The organism is Geodermatophilus telluris (assembly GCF_900102745.1).
Classification (GTDB): Bacteria; Actinomycetota; Actinomycetes; order Mycobacteriales; family Geodermatophilaceae; genus Geodermatophilus; species Geodermatophilus telluris.
The window spans coordinates 557081-583382 of sequence record NZ_FMZF01000001.1 but is presented as its reverse complement, the minus strand read 5'-3'; the positions used below and the strand labels follow the sequence as shown (position 1 = coordinate 583382).

Annotated in this window: 23 protein-coding genes and 1 tRNA gene; 20 read left to right on the top strand and 4 right to left on the bottom strand. The window is 71.8% G+C overall.

The genetic code is table 11. The annotated features are described in order from the left end of the window. Positions 1-10 precede the first annotated feature (10 nt). Genes BLQ97_RS02830 through BLQ97_RS02820 form a run of 3 tightly spaced genes read left to right on the top strand, consistent with a single transcriptional unit; the run spans position 11 to position 2354 of the window. Positions 11-457 (top strand): FAS1-like dehydratase domain-containing protein, encoded by a 447-nt coding sequence (locus tag BLQ97_RS02830; RefSeq protein WP_091362991.1) that lies wholly within the window; start codon positions 11-13, stop codon positions 455-457. Next, positions 454-882, top strand: a complete 429-nt coding sequence (locus tag BLQ97_RS02825; RefSeq protein ID WP_091362989.1) for a MaoC family dehydratase — start codon at positions 454-456, stop codon at positions 880-882. Before BLQ97_RS02830 ends, BLQ97_RS02825 begins: the two co-directional genes overlap by 4 nt. Then, the gene (locus BLQ97_RS02820; protein WP_091362987.1) at positions 879-2354 is read left to right on the top strand and encodes a M1 family aminopeptidase; all 1476 of its coding nucleotides are present in this window, start codon (positions 879-881) and stop codon (positions 2352-2354) included. The genes BLQ97_RS02825 and BLQ97_RS02820 overlap by 4 nt, the downstream gene beginning before the upstream one ends. A 22-nt stretch (positions 2355-2376) precedes the next feature. Here the strand turns inward: BLQ97_RS02820 and BLQ97_RS02815 are convergent, their stop codons facing one another. Beyond that, a complete protein-coding gene (locus BLQ97_RS02815; protein WP_091362986.1) occupies positions 2377-3615 on the bottom strand; it encodes a pyridoxal phosphate-dependent aminotransferase in 1239 nt (412 codons plus the stop codon). Between the two features lie 298 nt (positions 3616-3913). On the opposite strand from BLQ97_RS02815, the gene BLQ97_RS02810 reads away from it, so the two are divergent. The 9 genes from BLQ97_RS02810 to BLQ97_RS02770 all read left to right on the top strand — a co-directional run bounded on the left by BLQ97_RS02810 (position 3914) and on the right by BLQ97_RS02770 (position 16348). Continuing rightward, positions 3914-3986 (top strand) — tRNA-Trp (locus BLQ97_RS02810). 135 nt (positions 3987-4121) lie between these two features. Next, a complete protein-coding gene (gene secE, locus BLQ97_RS02805; RefSeq protein ID WP_091362984.1) occupies positions 4122-4661 on the top strand; it encodes a preprotein translocase subunit SecE in 540 nt (179 codons plus the stop codon). 43 nt (positions 4662-4704) lie between these two features. Beyond that, positions 4705-5613, top strand: a complete 909-nt coding sequence (nusG, locus tag BLQ97_RS02800; protein WP_091362983.1) for a transcription termination/antitermination protein NusG — start codon at positions 4705-4707, stop codon at positions 5611-5613. A gap of 88 nt (positions 5614-5701) precedes the next feature. Beyond that, positions 5702-6133 carry a 50S ribosomal protein L11 gene (gene rplK / locus BLQ97_RS02795; RefSeq protein WP_091362981.1) on the top strand — a complete coding sequence of 144 codons (432 nt, stop codon included), beginning with the start codon at positions 5702-5704 and terminating at the stop codon, positions 6131-6133. Positions 6134-6262: 129 nt separating this feature from the next. Next, on the top strand, positions 6263-6982 hold the full coding sequence (gene rplA / locus BLQ97_RS02790) for a 50S ribosomal protein L1 (RefSeq protein WP_091362979.1): 720 nt from the start codon (positions 6263-6265) through the stop codon (positions 6980-6982). Positions 6983-7310: 328 nt separating this feature from the next. Next, the gene (gene rplJ, locus BLQ97_RS02785; protein ID WP_091362977.1) at positions 7311-7919 is read left to right on the top strand and encodes a 50S ribosomal protein L10; all 609 of its coding nucleotides are present in this window, start codon (positions 7311-7313) and stop codon (positions 7917-7919) included. Between the two features lie 16 nt (positions 7920-7935). Then, entirely contained in the window at positions 7936-8331 is a 396-nt protein-coding gene (gene rplL, locus BLQ97_RS02780) for a 50S ribosomal protein L7/L12 (protein ID WP_091362974.1), read from the top strand. A gap of 485 nt (positions 8332-8816) precedes the next feature. Next, entirely contained in the window at positions 8817-12326 is a 3510-nt protein-coding gene (gene rpoB, locus BLQ97_RS02775; RefSeq protein ID WP_091362973.1) for a DNA-directed RNA polymerase subunit beta, read from the top strand. A 116-nt stretch (positions 12327-12442) separates the two neighbouring features. After that, on the top strand, positions 12443-16348 hold the full coding sequence (locus BLQ97_RS02770; protein WP_091362971.1) for a DNA-directed RNA polymerase subunit beta': 3906 nt from the start codon (positions 12443-12445) through the stop codon (positions 16346-16348). Positions 16349-16609: 261 nt separating this feature from the next. On the opposite strand, the gene BLQ97_RS02765 is transcribed toward BLQ97_RS02770, so the two are convergent. The 3 genes from BLQ97_RS02765 to BLQ97_RS02755 form a co-directional block, all read right to left on the bottom strand. Beyond that, the gene (locus BLQ97_RS02765; RefSeq protein WP_091362969.1) at positions 16610-17653 is read right to left on the bottom strand and encodes an LLM class F420-dependent oxidoreductase; all 1044 of its coding nucleotides are present in this window, start codon (positions 17651-17653) and stop codon (positions 16610-16612) included. A gap of 91 nt (positions 17654-17744) precedes the next feature. Next, positions 17745-17975, bottom strand: coding sequence for a hypothetical protein (locus BLQ97_RS02760; protein ID WP_091362967.1), 231 nt, complete (start codon positions 17973-17975; stop codon positions 17745-17747). Between the two features lie 135 nt (positions 17976-18110). Further along, entirely contained in the window at positions 18111-19073 is a 963-nt protein-coding gene (locus tag BLQ97_RS02755) for a chymotrypsin family serine protease (RefSeq protein WP_091362966.1), read from the bottom strand. 625 nt (positions 19074-19698) lie between these two features. Between BLQ97_RS02755 and rpsL the strand changes: the two genes are divergently transcribed. From rpsL to rplW, 8 genes are all read left to right on the top strand, one after another. Next, positions 19699-20073, top strand: coding sequence for a 30S ribosomal protein S12 (gene rpsL / locus BLQ97_RS02750; RefSeq protein ID WP_012950487.1), 375 nt, complete (start codon positions 19699-19701; stop codon positions 20071-20073). A 1-nt stretch (position 20074) separates the two neighbouring features. Next, on the top strand, positions 20075-20545 hold the full coding sequence (gene rpsG, locus BLQ97_RS02745) for a 30S ribosomal protein S7 (RefSeq protein ID WP_075013303.1): 471 nt from the start codon (positions 20075-20077) through the stop codon (positions 20543-20545). 100 nt (positions 20546-20645) lie between these two features. Beyond that, positions 20646-22745, top strand: a complete 2100-nt coding sequence (gene fusA, locus BLQ97_RS02740) for an elongation factor G (RefSeq protein ID WP_091362964.1) — start codon at positions 20646-20648, stop codon at positions 22743-22745. Positions 22746-22836: 91 nt separating this feature from the next. After that, positions 22837-24030, top strand: coding sequence for an elongation factor Tu (tuf, locus tag BLQ97_RS02735; protein ID WP_091108670.1), 1194 nt, complete (start codon positions 22837-22839; stop codon positions 24028-24030). 165 nt (positions 24031-24195) lie between these two features. Next, the gene (gene rpsJ / locus BLQ97_RS02730; protein WP_014742859.1) at positions 24196-24501 is read left to right on the top strand and encodes a 30S ribosomal protein S10; all 306 of its coding nucleotides are present in this window, start codon (positions 24196-24198) and stop codon (positions 24499-24501) included. Between the two features lie 16 nt (positions 24502-24517). Then, positions 24518-25183 (top strand): 50S ribosomal protein L3, encoded by a 666-nt coding sequence (gene rplC, locus BLQ97_RS02725; protein WP_091362962.1) that lies wholly within the window; start codon positions 24518-24520, stop codon positions 25181-25183. Then, on the top strand, positions 25180-25977 hold the full coding sequence (gene rplD / locus BLQ97_RS02720) for a 50S ribosomal protein L4 (protein WP_091362961.1): 798 nt from the start codon (positions 25180-25182) through the stop codon (positions 25975-25977). The genes rplC and rplD overlap by 4 nt, the downstream gene beginning before the upstream one ends. After that, on the top strand, positions 25974-26276 hold the full coding sequence (gene rplW, locus BLQ97_RS02715) for a 50S ribosomal protein L23 (protein ID WP_091108667.1): 303 nt from the start codon (positions 25974-25976) through the stop codon (positions 26274-26276). Before rplD ends, rplW begins: the two co-directional genes overlap by 4 nt. The last annotated feature ends 26 nt before the right edge of the window (positions 26277-26302 follow it).

Sequence of the window (26302 nt, the reverse complement as noted above, 5' to 3'; positions counted from 1 at the left end):
GAGGGCGGGAGTGGCGCTGGACGCAGGACTGGTCGGGCGCAGCTACCCGCCCTCCGCCGTCTACGAGGTCGGCCGCGCGACGATCGCCGAGTTCGCCGCCGCCGTGGGGGCCACCGACCCGGCGCACACCGACGCCGGGGCCGCCCGCGCGCTGGGCCACCCCGACGTCGTCGCGCCGCCCACGTTCGCCATCGTGGTCACCCTGGGCGCCGCCGACGTCGTGATCGCCGACCCCGACGTCGCGCTGGACTACAGCCGCGTCGTGCACGGCGAGCAGCGCTTCACCCACCACCGGCCGATCCGGGCCGGCGACCGGCTGGTCAGCACCACCACGATCGAGGCCGTGCGCACCGTCGCGGGCAACGACATGCTCACCACCCGGGTCGACGTCGCCACCGAGGACGGTGAGGCGGTCTGCACCGCCACGTCCCTGCTCGTGGCCCGGGGGACGGCGTGACCGCCCGGCTGCGGGCCGCCGACGTCGCCGTCGGCACCGAGCTGCCCGAGCAGACCCACCGGGTCACCCGCGCCGACCTGGTCCGCTACGCCGGCGCCTCCGGCGACCTCAACCCGATCCACTGGAGCGACCGCGTGGCCACCGGTGTGGGCCTGCCCGGGGTCATCGCCCACGGGATGCTCACCATGGGCCTCGCGGCCCGCGCGGTCACCGACTGGGCCGGCGACCCGGGTGCCGTGGTCGAGTACCAGGTCCGCTTCGGCCGCCCCGTCGTCGTCCCCGACGACGACACCGGCGCCGAGGTCACCGTCCGCGGGAAGGTCGGTGCCGTGCTCGACGGCGGCCGGGTCCGCGTGGACCTCATGGTCACCAGCGGCGGCGAGAAGGTGCTCTCGCTGGCCCGCGCCACCGTCGCCCTGGCATGACCGCCCGGCGGGTGGCCCCGGCCGCCGTCGCGCTGACCCTGCTGGCCGGCTGCACGTCCTTCTCCCAGACCCTCACCGGCGAGCAGGGCGGTGGCACCCCGGGCACCGCCGCCCCGTCGTCGTCCCCCGCGGGCGACGACGCGGGCGACGACGGGGGCGACGACGCGGTCAGCTGCCCGGCCGAGCGCGCCGAGCCCGACCCCGACCGGCCGGTCGTCGACCTGGACTTCCGGCTCTCCGACGACCTGGGCACCGTCACCGGCACCGAGACCGTCGTGTTCACCCCCGACGTGGCCACCGACGAGATGGTCTTCCGCCTGGTGCCCAACAGCCCCGTCGCCGCCGGGCTGGGCAACCGGATCACCGTCGACGGCGTCCGCGGCGACGACGTCGACCAGGCCGGTTACGAGGACGCCGGTGCCGACGGGCCGGGCGGGCTCTACGTGCTGCAGCTGGACGGCGAGCTGGCGGCGGGGGAGTCCACCGAGGTGGAGCTGGACTTCACCGTCTCCCTCGGCGAGGGCGGCTTCGAGCGGCTCGGCGCGGTGGAGGGCGTGTCCTGGTGGGGCAGCGGCTTCCCGCTGCTGGCGTGGGAGCCCGGCGTCGGCTGGGCCCGCGAGCGGTTCGTGGCGATCCTCGGCGAGACGGCCAGCAGCCCGGTCGCCGACACGACGGTCAGCGTCTCGGTGCCCGAGGACCTCACCGTGCTGATGACCGGCGACCAGGACGAGCCGGCCGCCGCCGAGGACGGCCGGCGCACCTGGACCTCCCACGAGCCCGTGGCCCGCGACGTCAGCGTCGCCGCCGGCGAGTTCCGCACCGCCACGCTGCGCACCCCGGGGGGCGTCGAGGTGACCACCGGGGTGCTGCCCGGGGCCGGCACCGGCCCCGGCGAGCTCGCCGACCGGGCCAGCGAGGACGTCACCGAGCTGGCCGACCGCTTCGGCGCCTTCCCCTACGCCACCCTCACCGTGCCGCTGCTGCCCGACGCGGGCGGCGGCATCGAGTACCCCGGCTCGATCCTGCTGGCCGGCGCGGACCGCTCGGTGCTCGAGCACGAGGTCGCCCACATGTGGTTCTACGGCATGGTCGGCGACGACCAGTTCCGCGACCCGTGGCTGGACGAGGCCCTCGCCACCTACGCGGAGGAGACGGTCGGGGGGCAGGAACCGCAGGTCGACCTCGAGCAGGTGCTGGCCACCGAGGGCGACGTCGGTGCCGCGATGGACGCCTTCGCCGACACCGAGCAGTACTTCCGGGTCGTCTACGACAAGGGCGGGGACGCACTGCTGGCGGCCCGCCAGGCCGCCGGTGCGCCGGCGTTCGACGCGGCCCTGCGCTGCTACGTGCAGGCCAACGCCTGGACCACCGCCACGCCCGCCGACCTCGCCGCCGCCCTGGCCGACCTGCCCGCCGCGCTCGACGTGCTGGTGCGGGCCGGGGCGCTCGACGAGGCGGACGCACCCGGGTGACCCCGGGGCGGCCCGCCCGCCGTCAGCCGCCGAGCAGGCGCTGCATCCGGCCGACGCCCTCGGCCAGGTCGTCGTCGCCCAGCGCGTAGGACATCCGCAGGTAGCCCGGGGTGCCGAAGGCCTCGCCCGGGACGACGGCCACCTCGGCCTCCTCCAGGACGATCTCGGCGAGCTCCACGCTGCTCGACGCCGTCCGCCCGTGGATCGGCCGGCCCAGCAGCGCCTTGACCGACGGGTAGACGTAGAAGGCGCCCTGGGGCTCCGGGCAGGCGACGCCGGGGATCTCCCGCAGCATCGACACGATGGTCTTGCGCCGGCGGTCGAACGCCGTCCGCATCTCGTCGACCGCGGACAGGTCGCCGGTGAGCGCGGCGACCGCGGCGGCCTGCGACACGTTGGCCACGTTCGAGGTGGCGTGCGACTGGAGGTTGGTCGCGGCCTTGACCAGGTCGGCCGGCCCGACCATCCAGCCCACCCGCCAGCCGGTCATCGCGTAGGTCTTGGCCACGCCGTTGACCACGACGCAGCGGTCGGCCAGCTCGGGCACGAGCACCGGCATCGAGGGGGCGGTGGCCCCGCCGTAGGTCAGGTGCTCGTAGATCTCGTCGGTGAGCACCCACAGCCCGGCCTCCAGCGCCCAGCGGCCGATGGCCTCCACCTGGTCGGGCGGGTACACCGCGCCGGTCGGGTTGGACGGCGAGACGAACAGCAGCACCTTGGTGCGCTCGGTGCGGGCCGCCTCGAGCTGCGCCACCGACACCAGGTAGCCGCTCTCCTCGTCGGCCACCACGGGCACCGGCACGCCACCGGCCAGCCGGATGGCCTCGGGGTAGGTGGTCCAGTACGGCGCCGGGACGAGGACCTCGTCACCGGGGTCGAGCATCGTGGCGAAGGCCTCGTAGACGGCCTGCTTGCCGCCGTTGGTCACCAGCACCTGGGCCGGCGTCACCGCCAGCCCCGAGTCACGGGCGGTCTTGGCGACGATCGCCTCCTTGAGCGCCGGCAGCCCGCCGGCCGGGGTGTAGCGGTGCATCGCCGGCTGGCGGCACGCGGCGACCGCGGCCTCGACGACGTAGTCCGGCGTCGGGAAGTCCGGCTCCCCGGCCCCGAAGCCGATGACCGGCTTGCCCGCCGCCTTGAGGGCCTTGGCCTTGGCGTCGACCGCGAGCGTCGCGGACTCCGAGATGGCCCCGATGCGCCGCGACACGCGGCGCTCGGCGGGGGAGAGGGTGGCGGACTCCGACGGGGAGACGGCGGTCATGCCCCCATCGTGTCAAAGACCACTCTCCCGGGGCCCCTCAGTCCGGGCCGGGTGCCCGCCCGGCGTCCCGACCCGCCGCGGGAGGACGGTGCGGCCCGGCTCCGGACGGCCCGGAGGGAGTGCCGGCCGGAGCGCGGTCACGGGTGCCGTCCGCGGTCCCGTACACTGGCAGTCCTGGGGCGTTCGACCCCGCCACCGGCGTGCCCCGGATCCCTCCGGGGCGGGCGCCGGACCGGCGGGCCAGGACGCTCCGGGGCAGCCCGGGACCACCGCACGCGTGGCACCGGTCCGGGGCACTAGGGGTGTAGCTCAACTGGCAGAGCAGCGGTCTCCAAAACCGCAGGCTGCAGGTTCAAGTCCTGTCACCCCTGCCCGTGCCGCCGGCCCGTGCCGGCGGGCAGCACGACCCGGTACGCACCGTGCGCCGGCACGGCCGTGCCGCACGGGGCGCACGACACCAGAGGGCCCGCCAGCAGCGGCCACCACCACGACGCGAGCGAGGCGCAGTGAGCGACGAGAAGCCGGGCCGCGGGGACGACCCCCGCGCCGCCTCCGACGCCGAGCTGACCGACGAGCAGCTCGACCGGGAGGCCCCGGGCGTCGAGGACGCTGCCGAGCTCGAGGCCGCCGAGGCCGAGATCGCCGCCGAGGCCGAGGACGACGAGGACAAGGTCGTCCCCACCGCCGCCCGCCGGCGCGGCGGTCGCATCACCGCCGCCGACGACGAGGACGACGACGAGCCGGTCTCGCGGCGCAGCGCCCGGGCGGCCCGGGCCGGGAGCACCGCCGCGAGCCGCGCGGGCGACGCCGGCACCCGGTCCCGCGCCGCCGCGCAGCGCTCCCGGACCGACGAGGTCCGCCAGAAGCGCAGCCTGCGCCGCTTCCTGCGCGAGGTCGTGGCCGAGCTGCGCAAGGTCATCTGGCCGGGCCGCCGCGAGCTGATCACCTACACGACCGTGGTCATCCTCTTCGTGGCCTTCATCGTCGCGCTGGTCGCGGGCCTGGACATCCTCTTCGCGCAGGGCGTGCTGGCCGTCTTCGGCTGACCGTCCCCCGCGCCCGCACGCACCCGACAAGGAAGAGATCCCCGTGACCGACCCCCGCGAGCCCTTCGACACCGACAGCGACGTCGAGACCGTCGACCTCGACGACCAGCGGCTCGACGTCCGCGGCAGCGTCGACCTCGAGACCGGCGCCGGTGAGGACGGGGCGGCCGAGGGCTCCACGGACACCACCGACCAGGACACCGCCACCGGCGTCGCCGACGTCACCCCCCTGGTGGAGAGCGGCGGCCGAGACAGCCTCGTCGGCGACCCGCTGGCCGCGCCGGCCCCCGACCACGACCCGATCGTCACCGAGGCGCTGGCCGAGGCGGAGGCCGAGGACGAGGACCCGCGCGAGACGCTCAAGCGGACCCTGCGCACGCAGTTCGGCGACTGGTACGTCATCCACTCCTACGCGGGCTACGAGAACAAGGTGAAGACCAACCTCGAGTCCCGGATCCAGTCGCTGGACATGGAGGACTACATCTTCCAGATCGAGGTGCCCACCGAGGAGGTCACCGAGATCAAGAACGGCAAGCGCACCCAGGTCAACCGGAAGAAGCTGCCCGGCTACCTGCTCGTCCGGATGGACCTCAACGACGAGTCCTGGGGCGCGGTCCGCAACACCCCCGGCGTCACCGGCTTCGTCGGTGCCACCTCCCGGCCCTCGCCGCTGTCCATCGACGAGGTCGTGAACCTGCTCGTCCCGGCGACCCCGCCGCAGGCGGCCAAGGTGGCCGAGAGTGCCAGCCCGGCCGCCGCGGCGTCCGCGCCGACGACGGTCGTCGACTTCGAGATCGGCGAGTCGGTGACCGTCATGGACGGTCCCTTCGCCACCCTCCCGGCGACGATCAACGAGATCAACGCCGAGCAGCAGAAGCTGCAGGTGCTGGTCTCCATCTTCGGCCGGGAGACGCCGGTCGAGCTGTCGTTCACCCAGGTCGCCAAGTTGTAGGACCCGTCGCCCCGCAGGCTCGGCGCGGGCCCCCGCGACGGGGCCGTCCGGCCACCACCCCGCACCATGCTCACGAAGAAGGAATGACATGCCCCCCAGGAAGCGGTTGACCGCGGTCATCAAGCTCCAGATCAACGCCGGTGCGGCCACCCCCGCGCCGCCGGTCGGTCCGGCGCTCGGCCAGCACGGCGTCAACATCATGGAGTTCTGCAAGGCCTACAACGCCGCCACGGAGTCGCAGCGCGGCAACGTGATCCCGGTCGAGATCTCGGTCTACGAGGACCGCACGTTCACCTTCGTCACCAAGACCCCGCCGGCGGCGCGCATGCTGCTCAAGGCCGCGGGCGTGGAGAAGGGCTCGGGCGAGCCGCACAAGACCAAGGTCGCCACCGTCACCCGCGACCAGGTCCGCGAGATCGCCCAGACCAAGATGGCCGACCTCAACGCCAACTCGCTCGACGAGGCCGAGAAGATCATCGCCGGCACCGCCCGGTCGATGGGCATCACCGTCTCCGGCTGATCGAGACCCGCCGGACGACGGCGGCGTCGCACCACCCGGGCTCTGACGAGCCCGCGTCACCCGTGGGAGGGCCGCGCCAGGCCCGCGCACCACACGATCCCCGGCAGCGGCCGGGGGAGAGGACACACCATGGCGAAGCACGGCAAGAAGTACCTGGAGGCGGCCGCCAAGGTCGACCGCGAGTCCCTCTACAGCCCGCTGCAGGCGGCCGGGCTGGCGAAGGAGACCTCGCCGACGTCCTACGACGCCACCGTCGAGGTGGCCATGCGGCTCGGCGTCGACCCGCGCAAGGCCGACCAGATGGTCCGCGGCACGGTCAACCTGCCCCACGGCACTGGCAAGACCGCCCGCGTCATCGTCTTCGCGACCGGTGACAAGGCCACCGAGGCGGAGGCCGCCGGCGCCGACGTCGTCGGCTCGGACGACCTGATCGCGCGCATCCAGGAGGGCTTCCTGGACTTCGACGCCGCGATCGCCACGCCCGACCAGATGGCCAAGGTCGGCCGGATCGCGCGCATCCTCGGCCCCCGCGGCCTGATGCCGAACCCGAAGACCGGCACGGTGACCCCCGACGTCACCAAGGCCGTCGCCGACATCAAGGGCGGGAAGATCAACTTCCGCGTCGACAAGCAGGCCAACCTGCACCTGGTGATCGGCAAGACCTCCTTCGACGACACGAAGCTGGTCGAGAACTACGCCGCCGCGCTCGACGAGGTGCTGCGCGCCAAGCCGGCCGCCGCCAAGGGCCGGTACCTGAAGAAGGTCACCATCTCCACCACCATGGGCCCGGGCATCCCGGTCGACCCGAACCGCACCCGCAACCTGACGGTGGACGAGCCCACGGCGTGAGCCTCTGCTGAGGCCGTCCCCGGAGGCCCCGCCGCGCACCCGCGCGGCGGGGCCTCCGGCGTTCCCGGGGTCCGCGGCGGGCGCTCGCCCACCCCGTGTACGCTCGACCTCGTTCCCCCCACGACCGCTGGTCGTCGCACGTCCGCGTGCGATCGAAGGTCCCGGATCCCCGGGCGGCCCGCGCAGGAGGACGGTTCGATCGCCGCGGCGCCCCGTGCCCGCGTCCCTCGCCCCGTGCGCCCTGCGCCGGGGCGTTCCTCGTCTCCGGCCCCGATCGCCCGCGCTCGTACGGCGCACGAGCGGTCACCCGTCCGACGAGAGGAGGCCCATGCCCACGCAGGCGAAGGCCGCGGTGATCGACGAGATCACCGAGCGGTTCCAGAAGTCCAGCGCGGCCGTGCTCACCGAGTACCGCGGGCTGACCGTGGCGCAGCTGACCCAGCTGCGCCGTTCCCTCGGTGCGGGCAGCAGCTACGCCGTCGTCAAGAACACCCTGACGAAGCGGGCGGCGGACTCGGTCGGCCACACCGACCTGGCTCCGCTGCTCAACGGTCCGACCGCGATCGCCTTCATCGAGGGCGACGTCGTCGAGGCCGCGAAGGCCATCCGCGACTTCGCGCGCGCCAACCCGCTGCTCGTCGTCAAGGGCGGCGTCGTCGAGGGCCGCACCGTCAGCCCCGCCGAGGTCACCGCCCTGGCCGACGTGGAGCCGCGCGAGGTGCTGCTGGCCAAGCTGGCCGGCGCGATGAAGGGCAACCTGACCAAGGCCGCCGGCCTGTTCCAGGCCCCGCTGTCGCAGGTCGCCCGCCTGGCCGCGGCGCTGCAGGAGAAGAAGGAGTCCGCCGAGGGCTCCGCCGCTCCGGCCGCCGACACCGCTGCTGCCGACACCACCACCGACTCCGCTGACGCCGCGGACACCGCGGCCAGCACCGACTGACCCCCTAGGAGACATCATGGCCAAGCTGTCCACCACGGAGCTGCTCGACGCGTTCAAGGAGATGACGCTGCTCGAGCTGTCCGACTTCGTGAAGCAGTTCGAGGAGACCTTCGAGGTCACCGCGGCTGCCCCCGTCGCCGTCGCGGCCGCCCCGGCCGCCGGTGGCGCCGGCGACGGCGGTGCCCCCGCCGCCGAGGAGCAGGACGAGTTCGACGTCATCCTCGAGGCTGCCGGCGACAAGAAGATCCAGGTCATCAAGGAGGTGCGCGGCCTGACCTCGCTCGGCCTCAAGGAGGCCAAGGACCTGGTCGACGGCGCGCCGAAGCCGGTCCTGGAGAAGGTCGCCAAGGACGCCGCCGAGAAGGCCAAGGCCGCCCTCGAGGGCGCCGGCGCCACCGTCACCGTCAAGTGACGCCCTCCCCGGCCCCAGGGCCGGGGGACCGCACCACCTGAGCACGCCCCAGGGGCCGCTCTCCTCCGGGAGGGCGGCCCCTGCCGCGTCCGGCGGCGCCGTGGTCGAGACGGCCGCCGCGTCCACCGGGTGCGGCGTGGCGGAGACAGCGGGCCCCTCGGACTGGCATCATGGCCGCGCGGAACCGCCGGGCGACGCGACGCTGTCCTTCCCGGGGTGTGGCGCTGGTCGCCTCCACCCCCCGACGTGGACAGTGCGCGCCAGCAGGGGTAGGGTTCTCTGTTGCGCTGCCCTCTGACTGCCTGCCCGCCGAGCCGGGTCACTCGGGGTGCCCGGGATCCCGGTCGCCCCGCGACCCACCCGTCGACCTGACCCGTCGACCCAGCGGGCCGGACGCCGCGGACGGCGCCGCCACCTCCGACGACGACCCAGGACGAACCCGCACCCACCGCCCGCACGTCGTGATGTCCTTGGAAGGACGCATCTTGGCAGGCTCTCGCCCCACCAGCATCGCCCCCAGCACCACCGAGTCCGGCGGCTACGGCCAGCAGAACCAGACTCCCCAGGCCGGCCCCCGCACCGGAGAGGCCGACCAGCAGAAGATCCCCGGCGCCCCGCTCCGCGTCTCCTTCGCGAAGATCTCCGAGCCCCTGGAGGTCCCGGACCTCCTGGCGCTGCAGACCGCCTCCTTCGACTGGCTGGTCGGCAGCCCCGAGTGGCGCGCCACCCTCTCGCCCGAGGAGCAGCAGAGCGCCGTCGGCGGCCTCGCCGAGATCCTCGAGGAGATCTCGCCGATCGAGGACTTCAGCGGCTCGATGTCGCTGTCCTTCTCCAACCCGCGCTTCGAGGACGTCAAGGCGTCCCTCGAGGAGTGCAAGGACAAGGACATGACCTACGCGGCGCCGCTGTTCGTCACCGCCGAGTTCATGAACAACACCACCGGCGAGATCAAGTCGCAGACGGTGTTCATGGGTGACTTCCCGATCATGACGAACAAGGGCACGTTCGTCATCAACGGCACCGAGCGCGTCGTGGTCTCCCAGCTCGTCCGCAGCCCGGGCGTCTACTTCGACAAGACCCTGGACAAGACGTCGGACAAGGACGTCTTCAGTGCCAAGGTCATCCCCAGCCGTGGTGCGTGGCTGGAGTTCGACGTCGACAAGCGCGACACCGTCGGCGTCCGGATCGACCGCAAGCGCCGCCAGCCGGTCACCGTGCTGCTCAAGGCCCTGGGGTGGACCGAGGACCGCATCCGCGAGCACTTCCAGTGGTCGCCCACGGTCCTGGCCACCCTGGAGAAGGACCACATCGCCGGGCAGGACGAGGCGCTGCTCGACATCTACCGCAAGCTGCGGCCGGGCGAGCCGCCGACGCGGGAGAGCGCCCAGGCGCTGCTGGAGAACCTCTTCTTCAACCCCAAGCGCTACGACCTGGCCAAGGTCGGCCGCTACAAGGTGAACAAGAAGCTCGGCGTCGAGGTGCCCCAGGCCACCCTCACGCTGACCGAGGACGACATCGTCGCCACCATCGAGTACGTCGTGCGGCTGCACGCCGGCGAGCCCGAGCACGGCGTCGACGACATCGACCACTTCGGCAACCGCCGCCTGCGCACCGTCGGTGAGCTGATCCAGAACCAGATCCGGGTCGGCCTCTCCCGCATGGAGCGCGTGGTCCGCGAGCGGATGACGACCCAGGACGTCGAGGCGATCACGCCGCAGACCCTGATCAACATCCGGCCGGTCGTCGCCTCCATCAAGGAGTTCTTCGGCACCAGCCAGCTGTCGCAGTTCATGGACCAGACCAACCCGCTCGCGGGCCTGACCCACAAGCGCCGCCTGTCGGCGCTGGGCCCGGGTGGTCTGTCGCGTGAGCGCGCCGGCATGGAGGTCCGCGACGTGCACCCGAGCCACTACGGCCGGATGTGCCCGATCGAGACCCCGGAAGGTCCGAACATCGGCCTGATCGGCTCGCTGTCGGCCTACGGCCGGGTCAACGCCTTCGGCTTCATCGAGACGCCGTACCGCAAGGTGGAGAACGGGGTCGTCACCGACTCCATCGACTACCTGACCGCCGACGAGGAGGACCGCTTCGTCGTCGCCCAGGCCAACTCGCCGCTGGACGCCCAGGGCCGGTTCGCCGAGGACCGCGTGCTGGTCCGCACCAAGGGCGGCGAGGTCGACTACCTCGCGCCGGAGAACGTCGACTACATGGACGTCTCGCCGCGGCAGATGACCTCGGTCGCGACGGCGATGATCCCGTTCCTCGAGCACGACGACGCCAACCGCGCGCTCATGGGTGCCAACATGCAGCGCCAGGCCGTCCCGCTGCTGCGCTCGGAGGCCCCGCTCGTGGGCACCGGCATGGAGCTGCGGGCCGCCGTCGACGCCGGCGACGTCGTCGTGGCGGAGAAGGCCGGTGTGGTCGAGGACTCCACCGCCGACTACGTCACCGTCATGGCCGACGACGGCACCCGGCAGACCTACCGGCTGCTGAAGTTCCGCCGCTCCAACCAGGGCACCTCGATCAACCAGACCCCCGTCGTCGACGAGGGCCAGCGCGTCGAGGTCGGCCAGGTCATCGCCGACGGGCCGTGCACCGACCAGGGCGAGATGGCGCTGGGCAAGAACCTGCTCGTCGCCTTCATGCCGTGGGAGGGCCACAACTACGAGGACGCGATCATCCTGTCGCAGCGCCTCGTGCAGGACGACGTCCTGTCCTCGATCCACATCGAGGAGTTCGAGGTCGACGCCCGCGACACCAAGCTCGGTGCCGAGGAGATCACCCGGGACATCCCGAACGTCTCCGAGGAGGTCCTCGCCGACCTCGACGAGCGCGGCATCATCCGCATCGGTGCCGAGGTCGTCCCCGGCGACATCCTCGTCGGCAAGGTCACGCCCAAGGGCGAGACCGAGCTGACCCCCGAGGAGCGGCTGCTGCGCGCGATCTTCGGCGAGAAGGCCCGCGAGGTCCGCGACACGTCGCTGAAGGTCAAGCACGGCGAGTCCGGCAAGGTCATCGGCGTCCGCGTGTTCTCGCGCGAGGACGGCGACGAGCTGCCCGCCGGCGTCAACGAGCTGATCCGGGTCTACGTCGCCCAGATGCGCAAGATCTCCGACGGCGACAAGCTCGCCGGCCGCCACGGCAACAAGGGCGTCATCGCGAAGATCCTGCCGCAGGAGGACATGCCCTTCCTCGAGGACGGCACCCCGGTCGACATCGTCCTGAACCCGCTCGGCGTGCCCGGCCGGATGAACGTCGGCCAGGTGCTGGAGATGCACCTCGGGTGGATCGCCAAGCAGGGCTGGCAGGTCGAGGGCACTCCCGAGTGGGCGGCCAACCTGCCGGAGGCGGCGAAGTCGGCGGCACCGGGCACTCGCACCGCGACGCCGGTGTTCGACGGCGCCAAGGAGGACGAGATCATCGGCCTCCTCGGCTCGACGACGCCGAACCGCGACGGCGAGCGCATGGTCGAGGAGACCGGCAAGGCGCGGCTGTTCGACGGCCGCTCCGGGGAGCCCTACCCCGAGCCGATCGCCGTGGGCTACGTCTACATCCTCAAGCTGCTGCACCTGGTCGACGACAAGATCCACGCCCGGTCGACCGGCCCCTACTCGATGATCACGCAGCAGCCGCTGGGTGGTAAGGCGCAGTTCGGTGGCCAGCGCTTCGGTGAGATGGAGTGCTGGGCGATGCAGGCCTACGGCGCGGCCTACGCGCTGCAGGAGCTGCTGACCATCAAGTCCGACGACATCCTCGGCCGGGTCAAGGTCTACGAGGCCATCGTCAAGGGGGAGAACATCCCCGAGCCGGGCATCCCCGAGTCGTTCAAGGTGTTGCTCAAGGAGCTGCAGTCGCTGTGCCTCAACGTCGAGGTGCTCTCCGGCGACGGGCAGGCGATCGAGCTGCGCGACACCGACGACGAGGTGTTCCGGGCCGCGGAGGAGCTGGGCATCGACCTCAGCCGCCGCGAGCCCTCCAGCGTCGAGGACGTGTGAGTAAGGACCCCCTCCCTCCCCGGCCCACGCTCCGCGCGGGCCGGGGAGGGCGGGGGCCTTCCACCCAAGCCTTCAGAGGAACGTTCAGTAACTAGCCCCGGAAAGGGGTCCACTCAGTGCTCGACGTCAACTTCTTCGACGAGCTCCGCATCGGTCTGGCCACCGGCGACGACATCCGCCAGTGGTCGCACGGTGAGGTGAAGAAGCCCGAGACCATCAACTACCGGACCCTGCGTCCGGAGAAGGACGGTCTCTTCTGCGAGAAGATCTTCGGTCCCACCCGGGACTGGGAGTGCTACTGCGGCAAGTACAAGCGCGTCCGCTTCAAGGGCATCATCTGTGAGCGCTGCGGCGTCGAGGTGACCCGCGCCAAGGTCCGGCGCGAGCGGATGGGCCACATCGAGCTGGCCGCGCCGGTCACCCACATCTGGTTCTTCAAGGGCGTCCCCTCGCGCCTGGGCTACCTGCTCGACCTGGCGCCCAAGGACCTCGAGAAGATCATCTACTTCGCCGCGTACCTGATCACCTCGGTCGACGACGAGGCGCGCCACCGCGACCTCCCGACCGTCGAGGCCGAGATCAGCGCGGAGAAGCACAACCTCGAGAGCCGGCGCGACGCCGACGTCGAGGCCCGCCAGCAGAAGCTCGAGGCCGACCTGGCCGAGCTCGAGGCGGAGGGCGCCAAGTCCGACGTCCGCCGCAAGGTCCGCGAGGGCGGCGAGCGCGAGATGCGCCAGCTGCGCGACCGCGCCCAGCGGGAGATCGACCGCCTCGAGGAGGTGCTCGACACCTTCCGCAAGCTCGAGGTCAAGCAGCTCATCGCCGACGAGGGCCTCTACCGCGAGCTGCGCGACCGCTTCGGCGAGTACTTCGAGGGCGGCATGGGTGCCGCGGCCCTGCAGAAGCTGCTGGCCGATTTCGACCTCGACGCCGAGGCCGCCTCGCTGCGCGACACCATCCGCAACGGCAAGGGCCAGCGCAAGCTGCGGGCCCTCAAGCGGCTCAAGGTCGTCGCGGCGTTCCAGCAGACGCGCAACTCGCCCATGGGCATGGTGCTCGACTGCGTGCCGGTCATCCCGCCGGACCTGCGCCCGATGGTGCAGCTCGACGGTGGCCGCTTCGCCACCAGCGACATGAACGACCTGTACCGCCGGGTCATCAACCGCAACAACCGGCTCAAGCGGCTGCTCGACCTCGGCGCGCCCGAGATCATCGTGAACAACGAGAAGCGGATGCTGCAGGAGTCCGTGGACGCGCTGTTCGACAACGGCCGCCGCGGCCGTCCGGTCACCGGCCCGGGCAACCGCCCGCTGAAGTCCTTGAGCGACCTGCTCAAGGGCAAGCAGGGCCGGTTCCGGCAGAACCTGCTCGGCAAGCGCGTCGACTACTCCGGCCGGTCGGTCATCGTCGTCGGCCCGCAGCTGAAGCTGCACCAGTGCGGCCTGCCCAAGCAGATGGCGCTGGAGCTGTTCAAGCCCTTCGTCATGAAGCGGCTGGTCGACCTCAACCACGCGCAGAACATCAAGTCCGCCAAGCGCATGGTCGAGCGGGCCCGTCCGGTCGTCTGGGACGTGCTCGAGGAGGTCATCACCGAGCACCCGGTGCTGCTCAACCGCGCGCCGACGCTGCACCGCCTGGGCATCCAGGCCTTCGAGCCGCAGCTGGTCGAGGGCAAGGCCATCCAGATCCACCCGCTGGTCTGCACCGCGTTCAACGCGGACTTCGACGGTGACCAGATGGCCGTGCACCTGCCGCTGTCGGCGGAGGCGCAGGCCGAGGCCCGCATCCTGATGCTGTCCTCGAACAACATCCTGTCGCCGGCCGACGGCCGTCCGATCACCGCGCCGACCCAGGACATGGTGCTGGGCCTGTACCACCTGACCACCCTGGTGCCGAGCCGGCAGGAGGCCGACGGCGGCCGCCCGGCGGCCTTCGGCTCCACCGCCGAGGCGATCATGGCCTTCGACAAGGGTGCGCTGGGTCTGCAGGAGCGGGCGCTGATCCGCCTCGACGAGGTGTTCGGCGTCGACAACGGCAAGGTCAACGAGGCCTGGACCCAGCCCGAGGACTGGACCCCGGGTGCCCCCGCGCTGGTCGAGACCAGCCTGGGCCGGGTGCTGTTCAACGAGGCCCTGCCCGAGGACTACCGCTTCGTCAACTACCAGGTGCCGAAGAAGGAGCTCGGGGCGATCGTCAACGACCTCGCCGAGCGCTACCCCAAGGTGCAGGTCGCGGCGACGCTGGACGCCCTCAAGTCGGCCGGCTTCCGCTGGGCCACCCGCTCGGGTGTCACGATCGCCATCGACGACGTCGTCACCCCGCCGGCCAAGCAGGAGATCCTCGACCGGCACGAGGCCGAGGCCCGGCAGATCGAGCGCCAGTACGAGCGCGGTGTCATCACCGACGCCGAGCGTCGTGGTGAGCTGATCGAGATCTGGACCCGCGCGCGGGCCGAGGTCAGCCAGGCGATGGTGGACAACTTCCCGACCACCAACCCGGTCTGGGTCATGGTCAACTCGGGCGCCCGAGGCAACATGATGCAGATCAGCCAGATCGCCGGCATGCGCGGCCTGGTGGCCAACCCGAAGGGCGAGATCATCCCGCGGCCGATCAAGGCCAACTTCCGGGAGGGTCTGTCGGTGCTGGAGTACTTCATCTCCACGCACGGCGCGCGCAAGGGCCTGGCCGACACCGCCCTGCGGACCGCGGACTCCGGGTACCTCACCCGGCGGCTGGTCGACGTCTCCCAGGACGTCATCATCCGCGAGGAGGACTGCGGCACCGAGCGCGGCGTCCTCATGCCGATCGCGACCGTGGTCGACGGCCAGCTCACCCGCGACGCCCACGTCGAGACCAGCGTCTACGCCCGCTCCCTGGCCGCCGACGTGGTGGCCGAGGACGGCACGCTCGTGGCGCGGGCCGGCGAGGACCTCGGGGACGTGCTCATCGGCGCGCTGGTCGACGCGAACGTGGCCGAGGTCAAGGTCCGCTGCGTGCTGACCTGCGAGTCGCTGCTGGGCACCTGCGCGACCTGCTACGGCCGCTCGCTGGCCACCGGCAAGCTCGTCGACGTCGGCGAGGCGGTCGGCATCATCGCCGCCCAGTCGATCGGTGAGCCCGGCACCCAGCTGACGATGCGCACCTTCCACACCGGTGGTGTCGCGGGTGAGGACATCACCCACGGCCTCCCGCGTGTGGTGGAGCTCTTCGAGGCCCGCGTCCCCAAGGGCAAAGCCCCGATCGCCGAGCTGGCCGGCTCCGTCCGGATCGAGGACGGCGAGCAGTTCCGCAAGCTGACCATCACCCCGGACGACGGCTCCGACGAGGTCGTCTACGACAAGCTGTCGCGCCGGTCGCGGCTGCGGGTCGAGGACGGCGCCCACGTCGAGGTCGGCGAGCAGCTGACCGAGGGTGCGGTGGACCCGCACGAGGTGCTGCGGATCATGGGCCCGCGCGAGGTGCAGCTGCACCTGGTCCGCGAGGTCCAGGAGGTCTACCGGTCGCAGGGTGTGTCGATCCACGACAAGCACATCGAGGTGATCATCCGCCAGATGCTGAAGCGGGTGACCATCATCGACTCGGGCGCGACGGAGTTCCTGCCCGGTGCGCTGGTCGAGCGGACGCTGTTCGAGACCGAGAACCGCCGCGTCGTCGCCGAGGGCGGCGAGCCGGCCTCGGCCCGTCCGGTGCTCATGGGCATCACCAAGGCCTCGCTCGCGACCGAGTCGTGGCTGTCGGCCGCCTCCTTCCAGGAGACGACCAAGGTGCTCACCGACGCCGCCATCCAGGGCAAGAGCGACTCGCTCCTCGGCCTCAAGGAGAACGTGATCATCGGCAAGCTGATCCCGGCGGGTACGGGCATCAGCCGCTACCGGAACATCACGGTCGAGCCGACCGAGGAGGCCCGCGCCGCCGTCTACACGATGGCCGGGTACGACGACGGGCAGTACTACAGCCCGGACGTCTTCGGGTCGGGCACCGGTGAGGCCGTGCGCCTCGAGGAGTACGACTGGCGGGGCTGACGGAGGACCTCCCTCTCCCCACCGTTGGCAGGCTCACGGCGGGCCCCTGAGGGAGGCCGTTCCAGCACCTCACGTGAGGAGGGCCCCCAGGTCGACGACCTGGGGGCCCTCCTCACGTCCCGGGGAGGGTGGCGGTGATCAGCGGAAGGACCTCCTCGCCCCCCACCGCTCGCGAGCTCGCGGCGGGCCCCTGCGAGGAGGCCGCGTCGGACGTGCTCAGGAGCGGGGGCGAGGGCGGCGTCACGTGACGCAACGCGGGTCCTAGCGGTCGGCCAGCTCCCGCATGGTCTCCACGGTGCGCAGTCGGCTCTCGCGGCTGTCGTCGAGCGGCTGCAGGGCGAGGGTGGTGACACCGGCCTCGGCGTAGGCGGCCACCCGCTCGGCCACGTAGGTCTGCGGGCCGATGAGCGACACCTTGCGGACGAAGTCGTCGGGCAGTGCCGCGGCCGCCTCGTCCTTCCGCCCGCCGAGGTAGAGCTCCTGCACGGTCTCGGCCGCCTCCTCGTAGCCGTAGCGCCGGGCGAGGTCGTTGTAGAAGTTCTTGCCCTTGGCGCCCATGCCGCCGACGTAGAGGGCGAGCTGCGGCCGCACCTGGTCGTGCAGATGGTCGACGTCCTCCCCGATGGCCACCGGGACGCCGCAGATGACCTGCAGCTCGCCGAGCCCGGCGTCGCGCTTGGCCTTCCCGGCGCGCAGCGCGTCGCCCCACACCGCGTCGGCCTTCTCCGGCATGAACCAGATCGGCTCCCACACCTCGGCGATCTCGGCGGCCAGCTCGACATTCTTCGGCCCCAGTGCGGCCAGCATGACCGGGATCTGCTCGCGGACCGGCGTGTTGATCAGCTTAAGCGGTTTGCCCAGGCCGGTGCCCTGCTCGGCCGGCAGCGGCACGGTGTACTTCGGGCCCTCGTGCACGAGCCGCTCGCGCCGCCACACCTGGCGGCAGATCTCGACCACCTCGCGGGTGCGCTGCAGCGGGGCGTCGTAGGGGACGCCGTGCCAGCCCTCGATCACCTGCGGACCCGAGGCGCCCAGCCCCAGGGTGAACCGGCCGCCCGAGACGAAGTCCAGGCCCGCGGCGGTCATCGCCGTCAGCGCGGGCGTGCGGCTGTAGATCGGCAGGATGGCGCTCATCAGCTCGACGCGCTGGGTGACGGCGGCCAGGTACCCCAGCTGGCTCACCGCGTCGAAGGTGTAGACCTCCGCGCACATGGCGAGGTCGAGACCCGCGGCCTCCAGGTCGACGATCTCCGCCGCGGTCTCCTCGAAGCCCCCCGCGTAACTGGCCTGGATGCCGATGCGCACCTGCACTCCTCTGGTCGGCGACGCCCGCGTCGGCGCCAGCGCGACCGTAGCGGGTGCGCCGGAGGGGCCCGCACCGCTCGGGGCGGCCCGCTCAGGCGGTGCGGCTGCGCAGCGGGCGGACGGCGCCCACGACCTCGGTGACCACCCGCACGCCGTCCACGTCGCGGGGCACCCGGCCGGCGGCGTCGGCGTCGGCGACGTCGACCTTCACCACGTACCCCGCGTCGCGGCGGGCCAGGCCGATGCCGACGACCCCCGACTGGGCCGACAGCCGGTCGGCGAGGGCGTTCTTGGCGGCGCGGGCGGCGGCACGGTCGGTCACGAGGGCTCCTCGTCATCGCCCGGAGGCCTGACGCCCGGAGGTGGGAGGTCCCCGGGCGGCCGTACGGGCTCGGTCACCTCCCCATGGTGCCCCGTCCTCGCCCGGAGCGACATCCCCCTGACCAGGGAGGGGACCTCAGGAGGCGACCCACTCCACACCGAGCACGGCCAGCACGGCCGACAGCGGGTGGGCGAAGGTGAGCCCCGCGCCGTGGGTGCCGCCCGTGGAGCTGCCGGCGAACAGCAGCGCCACCGGCGCCCGGTCGGCGCTGCGCCAGATCACCGACCCGCTGTCGCCCCCGGCGGAGAAGGGGCCGGCCAGGCCCTCGATCTCGATCTGGTCGTCGAAGACGTGCACCCCGTCGTCGTACTGGACGGCCACGCCGTCCACCTCCACCGCACTGACCCGCCCGCGCGTGTGGCCCGTCGTCCGGCCGACCTTCTCCACGTCCTCGTCGGGTTCGACCTCCAGCGCGTCGGGCACCGTCGCGGCCAGCGGGCCGCCGGGGTAGCCGCCCGGCTCGGCCGTGACGCCCTCGTCCAGGGTGGCGACGGCGGCGTCGACCCGGTTGCCGCTCCCGGCGAGCGGCGCGACGGCGGCCAGCGTGGCCACGCGGTCGCCGGGCGCACCCCCGTCCGCGGGGCCGGGCTGCAGGACCGCGTCGCCGACCGCGCCCGCGTCGGCCGCCGCGAGCACGTGGTTGTTCGACAGGACCGCCAGCCGCCCCCCGAGCCGGACGAAGCCGCCGAGGGTCCCCGCGGACACCGAGGGGTGGGCCACCGACAGCCCGGGGACCAGTGGCCGGGTGGGCTGCCGCAGCCGGGTGGGGGAGGACGAGTGCGGCAGTATCGGACCGGTCACCCGGACGTCGACCTCGCGGCGCACCGTCTCGTCGAGGCCGGTGAGCAGGATGCGCGCGTCGTCGGGAGTCACGACGCGGATGGCCAGGTGGACGCGGCCGGGCGCCACCGGCGCCAGCCCGATGGCCGGCCGCGTCCACAGCCGCCCGCCCAGCCCGCTCGCGGTGACCGCCGGGAGGCCCTCGGCCAGCCGGGCGGACAGACGCGCCTTGAGCTCGCGCGCCGAGTCGATGAGCACGGTGACCTCCGTCGCTGTGGGTGCCTCTCCTGCGACCGACCGTAGGGGGAGGGTCTGACAGTCGCGCGCCGGTGACGCTGCCGGGTGACCCGCCGTCCGGGACCCCGGCACCGGTGCCCTCCCGCGGTATGGTCCTCGCCACCCCCCGAGCGGTGCCCGGCGCACGGCTCGGACGGCGGCCCCGGGGAATGGCCACGGCAGAGCAGCCGTTGTGCCCGGCGGGTCCACACGAGGGGCAGGCCCTGCCTGCCCGTCGGGTGCCCGGGACCCGGTTTTGACCGCCTCCGAGCACGCGGGTATCGTGGTCAGCCGTGCCCAGGGTGCCCTGGGCCTGCTCCCGTTCGCGGTGCGCCTGGGTGTCCGGAGGTCCGTCCTCCAGGCCGCGGGTCCGCCCCGGCCGCCCGTCCACGACAGGACGGCGACCCGAGGTGGCGGCGCCGAGTCGCGGGGGGCGATCCGTCCGGTCCGACGCGCGGCCGGTCCCGGGGAGGGCGACACGCCCGACCGCGGGGGCCGGTGGTGGCAGGAGCGCGACCGGACGGCCCCGGCAGGACCGGCACCGGCGACACGACAGCAGCACCGTCCACATGCACGACCCAGCGCAGGTAGGAGATCCAGGCCACCCATGCCCACGATCAACCAGCTGGTCCGCAAGGGCCGCGAGGACAAGGTCGAGAAGACCAAGACCCCGGCGCTGAAGGGCTCCCCTCAGCGTCGCGGCGTGTGCACCCGCGTGTACACGACGACGCCGAAGAAGCCGAACTCGGCGCTGCGGAAGGTCGCTCGCGTCCGCCTCACCAGTGGCATCGAGGTGACGGCCTACATCCCGGGCGTCGGCCACAACCTGCAGGAGCACTCGATGGTGCTCGTGCGCGGCGGCCGCGTGAAGGACCTCCCGGGTGTGCGTTACAAGATCATCCGCGGCTCGCTGGACACCCAGGGCGTCCGCAACCGCAAGCAGGCTCGCAGCCGGTACGGCGCGAAGAAGGAGAAGAGCTGACATGCCGCGCAAGGGCCCCGCGCCGCGCCGTCCGCTGGTCAACGACCCGGTCTACCAGTCGCCGCTGGTCACCCAGCTGGTGAACAAGGTCCTGGTCGACGGCAAGCGCTCGGTCGCCGAGTCGATCGTCTACGGCGCCCTCGAGGGCTGCCGCGCCAAGACCGACACAGACCCGGTGGTCACGCTCAAGCGCGCGCTGGACAACGTCAAGCCGGCCCTCGAGGTCCGCAGCCGCCGCGTCGGTGGTGCGACCTACCAGGTCCCGGTCGAGGTCCGCGCGTCCCGCAGCACCACGCTGGGCCTGCGCTGGCTGATCCAGTACAGCCGCGCCCGCCGCGAGAAGACGATGACCGAGCGCCTCATGAACGAGCTGCTCGACGCCAGCAACGGCCTCGGTGCCGCGGTCAAGCGCCGCGAGGACACGCACAAGATGGCCGAGTCGAACAAGGCCTTCGCGCACTACCGCTGGTAGTCGCACCCCGGCTGGCTCCGCCAGCCCCCGCGGCCGGCGGGTGTTCCGGGCCACCGCCCGGAACACCGCACGCGGACCGAGATCCAAAGAGGAGAGACCCATGGCCGACACCCAGGCCCAGCTCGCCAAGACCCGCAACATCGGGATCATGGCGCACATCGACGCGGGCAAGACCACGACGACCGAGCGCATCCTCTTCTACACCGGCATCAACTACAAGATCGGTGAGGTCCACGACGGCGCGGCCACGATGGACTGGATGGAGCAGGAGCAGGAGCGCGGCATCACCATCACGTCCGCCGCGACGAAGTGCTCCTGGAACGGCTTCGACATCAACATCATCGACACCCCGGGGCACGTCGACTTCACCGTCGAGGTGGAGCGCTCCCTGCGCGTGCTCGACGGTGCCGTGGCCGTCTACGACGGTGTCGCCGGCGTCGAGCCGCAGACCGAGCAGGTCTGGCGGCAGGCGGAGAAGTACGGCGTCCCGCGCATGTGCTTCGTCAACAAGCTCGACCGCACCGGCGCGGACTTCTTCCGCTGCGTCGACATGATGGTCGAGCGGCTGGCCGCCAACCCCGCGGTGCTGCAGCTGCCCATCGGTGCCGAGGCCGACTTCATCGGCGTCGTCGACCTGGTGCAGATGCGCGCCCTCACCTGGCGCGGTGAGACCGCCATGGGTGAGGACTACGCCGTCGAGGAGATCCCCGCCGAGCTCGCCGACCAGGCCGCCGAGTACCGCGAGAAGCTGCTCGAGACCGTCGCCGAGACCGACGACGACCTCATGGAGGCCTACCTCGGCGGCGAGGAGATCACCGTCGAGCAGCTGAAGGCCGCGATCCGCAAGGCGACCATCGCCGCGCAGATCAACCCGGTGCTCACCGGCACGGCGTTCAAGAACAAGGGCGTGCAGCCCCTGCTCGACGCGGTCACCGACTACCTGCCCAGCCCGCTGGACGTCGAGGCGATCGTCGGCACCGCCATGGACGGCGAGACCGAGGTCCTGCGGCACGCCGACGAGGACGAGCCGTTCTCCGCGCTGGCCTTCAAGATCCAGACCGACCAGCACCTCGGCAAGCTGACCTACGTCCGCGTGTACTCGGGCCGGCTCTCCTCCGGGTCCCCGGTGCTCAACAGCACCAAGGACCGCAAGGAGCGGATCGGCAAGATCTACCAGATGCACGCCAACAAGCGCGAGGAGCGCGAGGGCGTGGGCGCCGGCCAGATCGTCGCCGTCGTCGGCCTCAAGCAGACGACGACCGGGGACACCCTCTGCGACCCGCAGAACCCGGTGATCCTCGAGTCGATGACCTTCCCGGCCCCGGTCATCTCGGTGGCCATCGAGCCCAAGACCAAGGGTGACCAGGAGAAGCTCGGCACGGCCATCCAGAAGCTGGCCGAGGAGGACCCGACCTTCCAGGTCAGGCTCGACGAGGAGACCGGCCAGACGGTCATCTCCGGCATGGGCGAGCTGCACCTGGAGATCCTCGTCGACCGCATGCGGCGCGAGTTCCGCGTCGAGGCCAACGTCGGCAAGCCGCAGGTGGCCTACCGCGAGACCATCCGCAAGGCGGTCGAGAAGGTCGACTACACCCACAAGAAGCAGACGGGTGGGTCCGGCCAGTTCGCCAAGGTGCAGGTGAGCATCGAGCCGCTCGAGGTCGCCGCCGACGGCCCGACCTACGAGTTCGTCAACGCCGTCACCGGTGGTCGCATCCCGAGGGAGTACATCCCCTCGGTCGACCAGGGCATGCAGGACGCCATGCAGTACGGCATCCTCGCCGGCTACCCCATGGTGGGCGTCAAGGCGACCCTCGTCGACGGCCAGTACCACGAGGTCGACTCCTCGGAGATGGCCTTCAAGATCGCCGGCTCGATGGTCTTCAAGGAGGCCGCCCGCAAGGCCAGCCCGGCCCTGCTCGAGCCGATGATGGCCGTCGAGGTCGTCACGCCCGAGGACTACATGGGCGACGTCATCGGCGACCTGAACTCCCGGCGCGGGATGATCCAGGCGATGGAGGAGCGCTCCGGCGCCCGCGTCGTCCGGGCCCTCGTCCCGCTCTCGGAGATGTTCGGCTACGTGGGCGACCTGCGCAGCCGCACCCAGGGGCGGGCGAGCTACACCATGGTGTTCGACTCGTACGCCGAGGTCCCGCAGAACGTGGCCAAGGAGATCATCGCCAAGGCCACCGGCGAGTGACCCGCCGGGCGGGGTACGTCCCCGCCCGGCACCCCCAGCAAGCCCACCCCAGAGTTCGCGCACTACGCGAGACCACGAGGAGAGGAACCCAGTGGCCAAGGCCAAGTTCGAGCGGACCAAGCCGCACGTCAACATCGGCACCATCGGGCACATCGACCACGGCAAGACCACGCTGACCGCGGCGATCACCAAGGTGCTGCACGACAAGTACCCGGACCTCAACGAGGCGTCGGCCTTCGACCAGATCGACAAGGCGCCCGAGGAGAAGGCCCGCGGCATCACGATCTCGATCGCCCACGTCGAGTACCAGACGGAGAACCGTCACTACGCGCACGTCGACTGCCCCGGGCACGCCGACTACATCAAGAACATGATCACCGGTGCCGCCCAGATGGACGGCGCGATCCTGGTGGTCGCCGCGACCGACGGCCCGATGCCGCAGACCAAGGAGCACGTGCTCCTGGCCCGCCAGGTCGGCGTCCCCTACATCGTCGTGGCGCTCAACAAGGCCGACATGGTCGACGACGAGGAGATCCTCGAGCTCGTCGAGCTGGAGGTCCGCGAGCTGCTCTCCGAGTACGAGTTCCCGGGCGACGACGTCCCCGTGGTCCGCGTCTCGGCGCTCAAGGCCCTCGAGGGCGACGCCGAGTGGGGCGACAAGCTCATGGAGCTCATGACCGCCGTCGACACGGCGATCCCCGAGCCCGAGCGCGAGATCGACAAGCCGTTCCTCATGCCCGTCGAGGACGTCTTCACCATCACCGGTCGCGGCACCGTCGTCACCGGTCGCGTGGAGCGCGGCATCGTCAAGGTGTCGGAGACCGTCGAGATCGTCGGCATCCGCCCCAACTCGACCTCGACCACCGTCACCGGCGTCGAGATGTTCCGCAAGCTGCTCGACCAGGGCCAGGCCGGCGACAACGTGGGCCTGCTGCTGCGCGGTATCAAGCGCGAGGACGTGGAGCGCGGCCAGGTCGTCGTGAAGCCCGGCTCGATCACCCCGCACACCAACTTCGAGGGTTCGGTCTACATCCTCTCGAAGGACGAGGGTGGCCGCCACACGCCGTTCTTCAACAACTACCGTCCGCAGTTCTACTTCCGGACCACGGACGTCACCGGCGTCGTGACCCTGCCGGCCGGCACCGAGATGGTCATGCCGGGCGACAACACCGAGATGACGGTCGAGCTGATCCAGCCGATCGCCATGGAGGAGGGCCTGCGGTTCGCCATCCGTGAGGGTGGCCGCACCGTCGGCGCCGGTCGCGTCACCAAGATCATCAAGTAACACCCCCGACGGGCGGCGGCGCACCCCTGTGCCGCCGCCCGTCCCCGGGTGGCCGCCCTGTGTGCGACACCACCCGAACCGCTGGGGCCGACCGGATGACGGTCGCGACCACCCGGCGTTCCCCAGCTACGAACGAACACCGATCGGCAGGAGCAGAAGACAGCGATGGCGGGACAGAAGATCCGCATCCGGCTGAAGGCCTACGACCACGAGGCGATCGACGCCTCGGCGCGGCGCATCGTCGACACGGTGACCAAGACCGGTGCGCGCGTCGTCGGCCCGGTGCCGCTGCCGACGGAGAAGAACGTGTACTGCGTCATCCGCTCGCCGCACAAGTACAAGGACTCGCGCGAGCACTTCGAGATGCGCACGCACAAGCGGCTCATCGACATCCTCGACCCGACGCCGAAGACGGTCGACGCGCTCATGCGCATCGACCTGCCGGCCTCGGTCGACGTGAACATCCAGTAAGGGACCGAGACCAGTCATGGCGAGTACGTTCCGCGGGCTCCTCGGCGAGAAGCTGGGGATGACCCAGGTCTTCGACGAGAACAACCGCATCGTGCCGGTGACCGTCGTCAAGGCGGGCCCGAACGTGGTGACGCAGGTGCGCACCCCCGAGGTCGACGGCTACTCGGCCGTCCAGCTCGGCTTCGGCGAGATCGACCCCCGCAAGGTGAACAAGCCCGAGGGTGGCCACTTCGCCAAGGCCGGTGTGACGCCGCGCCGCCACGTGGTGGAGCTCCGCACGGAGGACGCCGGCAACTACACGGTCGGCCAGGAGCTGACCGCCGAGGTGTTCGACGGCGTGGCCAAGGTCGACGTCATCGGCACCAGCAAGGGCAAGGGCACCGCCGGCGTCATGAAGCGCCACGGCTTCCGGGGCCTGGGCGCCGCGCACGGCACCCAGCGCAAGCACCGCTCGCCCGGCTCGATCGGCGGCGCCTCGACCCCCGGCCGCGTCTTCAAGGGCCTGAAGATGGCCGGCCGCATGGGTGCGGTCAAGACGACGACCCTCTCGCTCGTCGTCCACAAGGTCGACACCGAGCGCGGCCTCATCCTGATCAAGGGTGCCGTCCCCGGTCCGAAGGGTGGGCTCGTGCTCGTCCGGTCGGCGGTCAAGGGCGGTCCCGTGGGGAGTGACAACCAGTGACCCAGTCCACCGCGACCGAGGGCGCTCGCGCCGACCGCCAGGTCGACGTCCGGACGCCGGCGGGGGAGACCTCCGGCAGCGTCACGCTGCCCGGTGACCTCTTCGACGCGACCGCCAACGTCGCGCTCCTGCACCAGGTGGTCGTCGCGCAGCTGGCCGCCGCCCGCCAGGGCACGCACGCCACCAAGACCCGCGGCGCCGTCAGCGGCGGTGGCGTCAAGCCCTACCGCCAGAAGGGCACCGGCCGCGCCCGCCAGGGCTCGATCCGCGCGCCGCAGTTCACCGGTGGTGGGACCGTGCACGGCCCCCAGCCGCGCGACTACTCGCAGCGCACCCCCAAGAAGATGAAGGCCGCCGCCCTGCGCGGTGCCCTCTCCGACCGGGCGCGCGAGGGCCGGGTGCACGTCGTGACCACCTTCGTCGAGGGCGACGCCCCGAAGACGAAGGCGGCCCTGGCCACCCTGGACGCCGTCAGCTCCGCCAAGCGGGTGCTCGTGGTCCTCGACCGCGACGACGTCCTCAACTGGGTGAGCCTGCGCAACGAGCCGCGCGTGCACCTGCTCGAGGCCGGCCAGCTCAACACCTACGACGTGCTGGTCGCCGACGAGGTCGTCTTCACCGAGACGGCGCTCGCCGAGTTCGTCGCCGGCCCGCACGCCGGCGGCAGCCGGGGCACCTCGCTCACCAAGCCCGACCTGACGACGCCGGACATCCCGGGTGCCATCCCGTCGATCCAGCCGGCCCAGGGCACCACCGACCTGGACACCGACACCACCACCGAGGAGAAGGCGTGAGCGTCCGCGACCCCCGGGACGTCCTGCTGTCGCCGGTCATCTCGGAGAAGAGCTACGGGCTGCTGGACGACAACCAGTACACGTTCGTGGTGCTGCCCGAGGCGAACAAGACCCAGATCAAGATCGCCGTGGAGCAGGTCTTCAACGTCAAGGTCCTGTCCGTGAACACGGTCAACCGCCAGGGCAAGCGCAAGCGCAGCCGTGGCACCCGGCTGGGCAAGCGCAAGGACACCAAGCGCGCCATCGTCTCGGTGGCCCCCGGTGACCGCATCGAGATCTTCGGTGGTCCCGGCGCCTGAGCGCCGCGACCGTTCGGACCAGAGAC

What these genes read in the sequence shown, in the direction of transcription:
- rplC (WP_091362962.1), top strand. Translation starts at nt 24,518, where the DNA reads ATGGCGAGTACGTTCCGCGGGCTCCTCGGCGAGAAGCTGGGGATGACC.
- rpsJ (WP_014742859.1), top strand. Translation starts at nt 24,196, where the DNA reads ATGGCGGGACAGAAGATCCGCATCCGGCTGAAGGCCTACGACCACGAG.
- rpsG (WP_075013303.1), top strand. Translation starts at nt 20,075, where the DNA reads ATGCCGCGCAAGGGCCCCGCGCCGCGCCGTCCGCTGGTCAACGACCCG.
- rplJ (WP_091362977.1), top strand. Translation starts at nt 7,311, where the DNA reads ATGCCCACGCAGGCGAAGGCCGCGGTGATCGACGAGATCACCGAGCGG.
- BLQ97_RS02815 (WP_091362986.1), bottom strand. Translation starts at nt 3,615, where the DNA reads ATGACCGCCGTCTCCCCGTCGGAGTCCGCCACCCTCTCCCCCGCCGAG.
- BLQ97_RS02820 (WP_091362987.1), top strand. Translation starts at nt 879, where the DNA reads ATGACCGCCCGGCGGGTGGCCCCGGCCGCCGTCGCGCTGACCCTGCTG.
- rplA (WP_091362979.1), top strand. Translation starts at nt 6,263, where the DNA reads ATGGCGAAGCACGGCAAGAAGTACCTGGAGGCGGCCGCCAAGGTCGAC.
- rpsL (WP_012950487.1), top strand. Translation starts at nt 19,699, where the DNA reads ATGCCCACGATCAACCAGCTGGTCCGCAAGGGCCGCGAGGACAAGGTC.
- rplL (WP_091362974.1), top strand. Translation starts at nt 7,936, where the DNA reads ATGGCCAAGCTGTCCACCACGGAGCTGCTCGACGCGTTCAAGGAGATG.
- fusA (WP_091362964.1), top strand. Translation starts at nt 20,646, where the DNA reads ATGGCCGACACCCAGGCCCAGCTCGCCAAGACCCGCAACATCGGGATC.
- rplK (WP_091362981.1), top strand. Translation starts at nt 5,702, where the DNA reads ATGCCCCCCAGGAAGCGGTTGACCGCGGTCATCAAGCTCCAGATCAAC.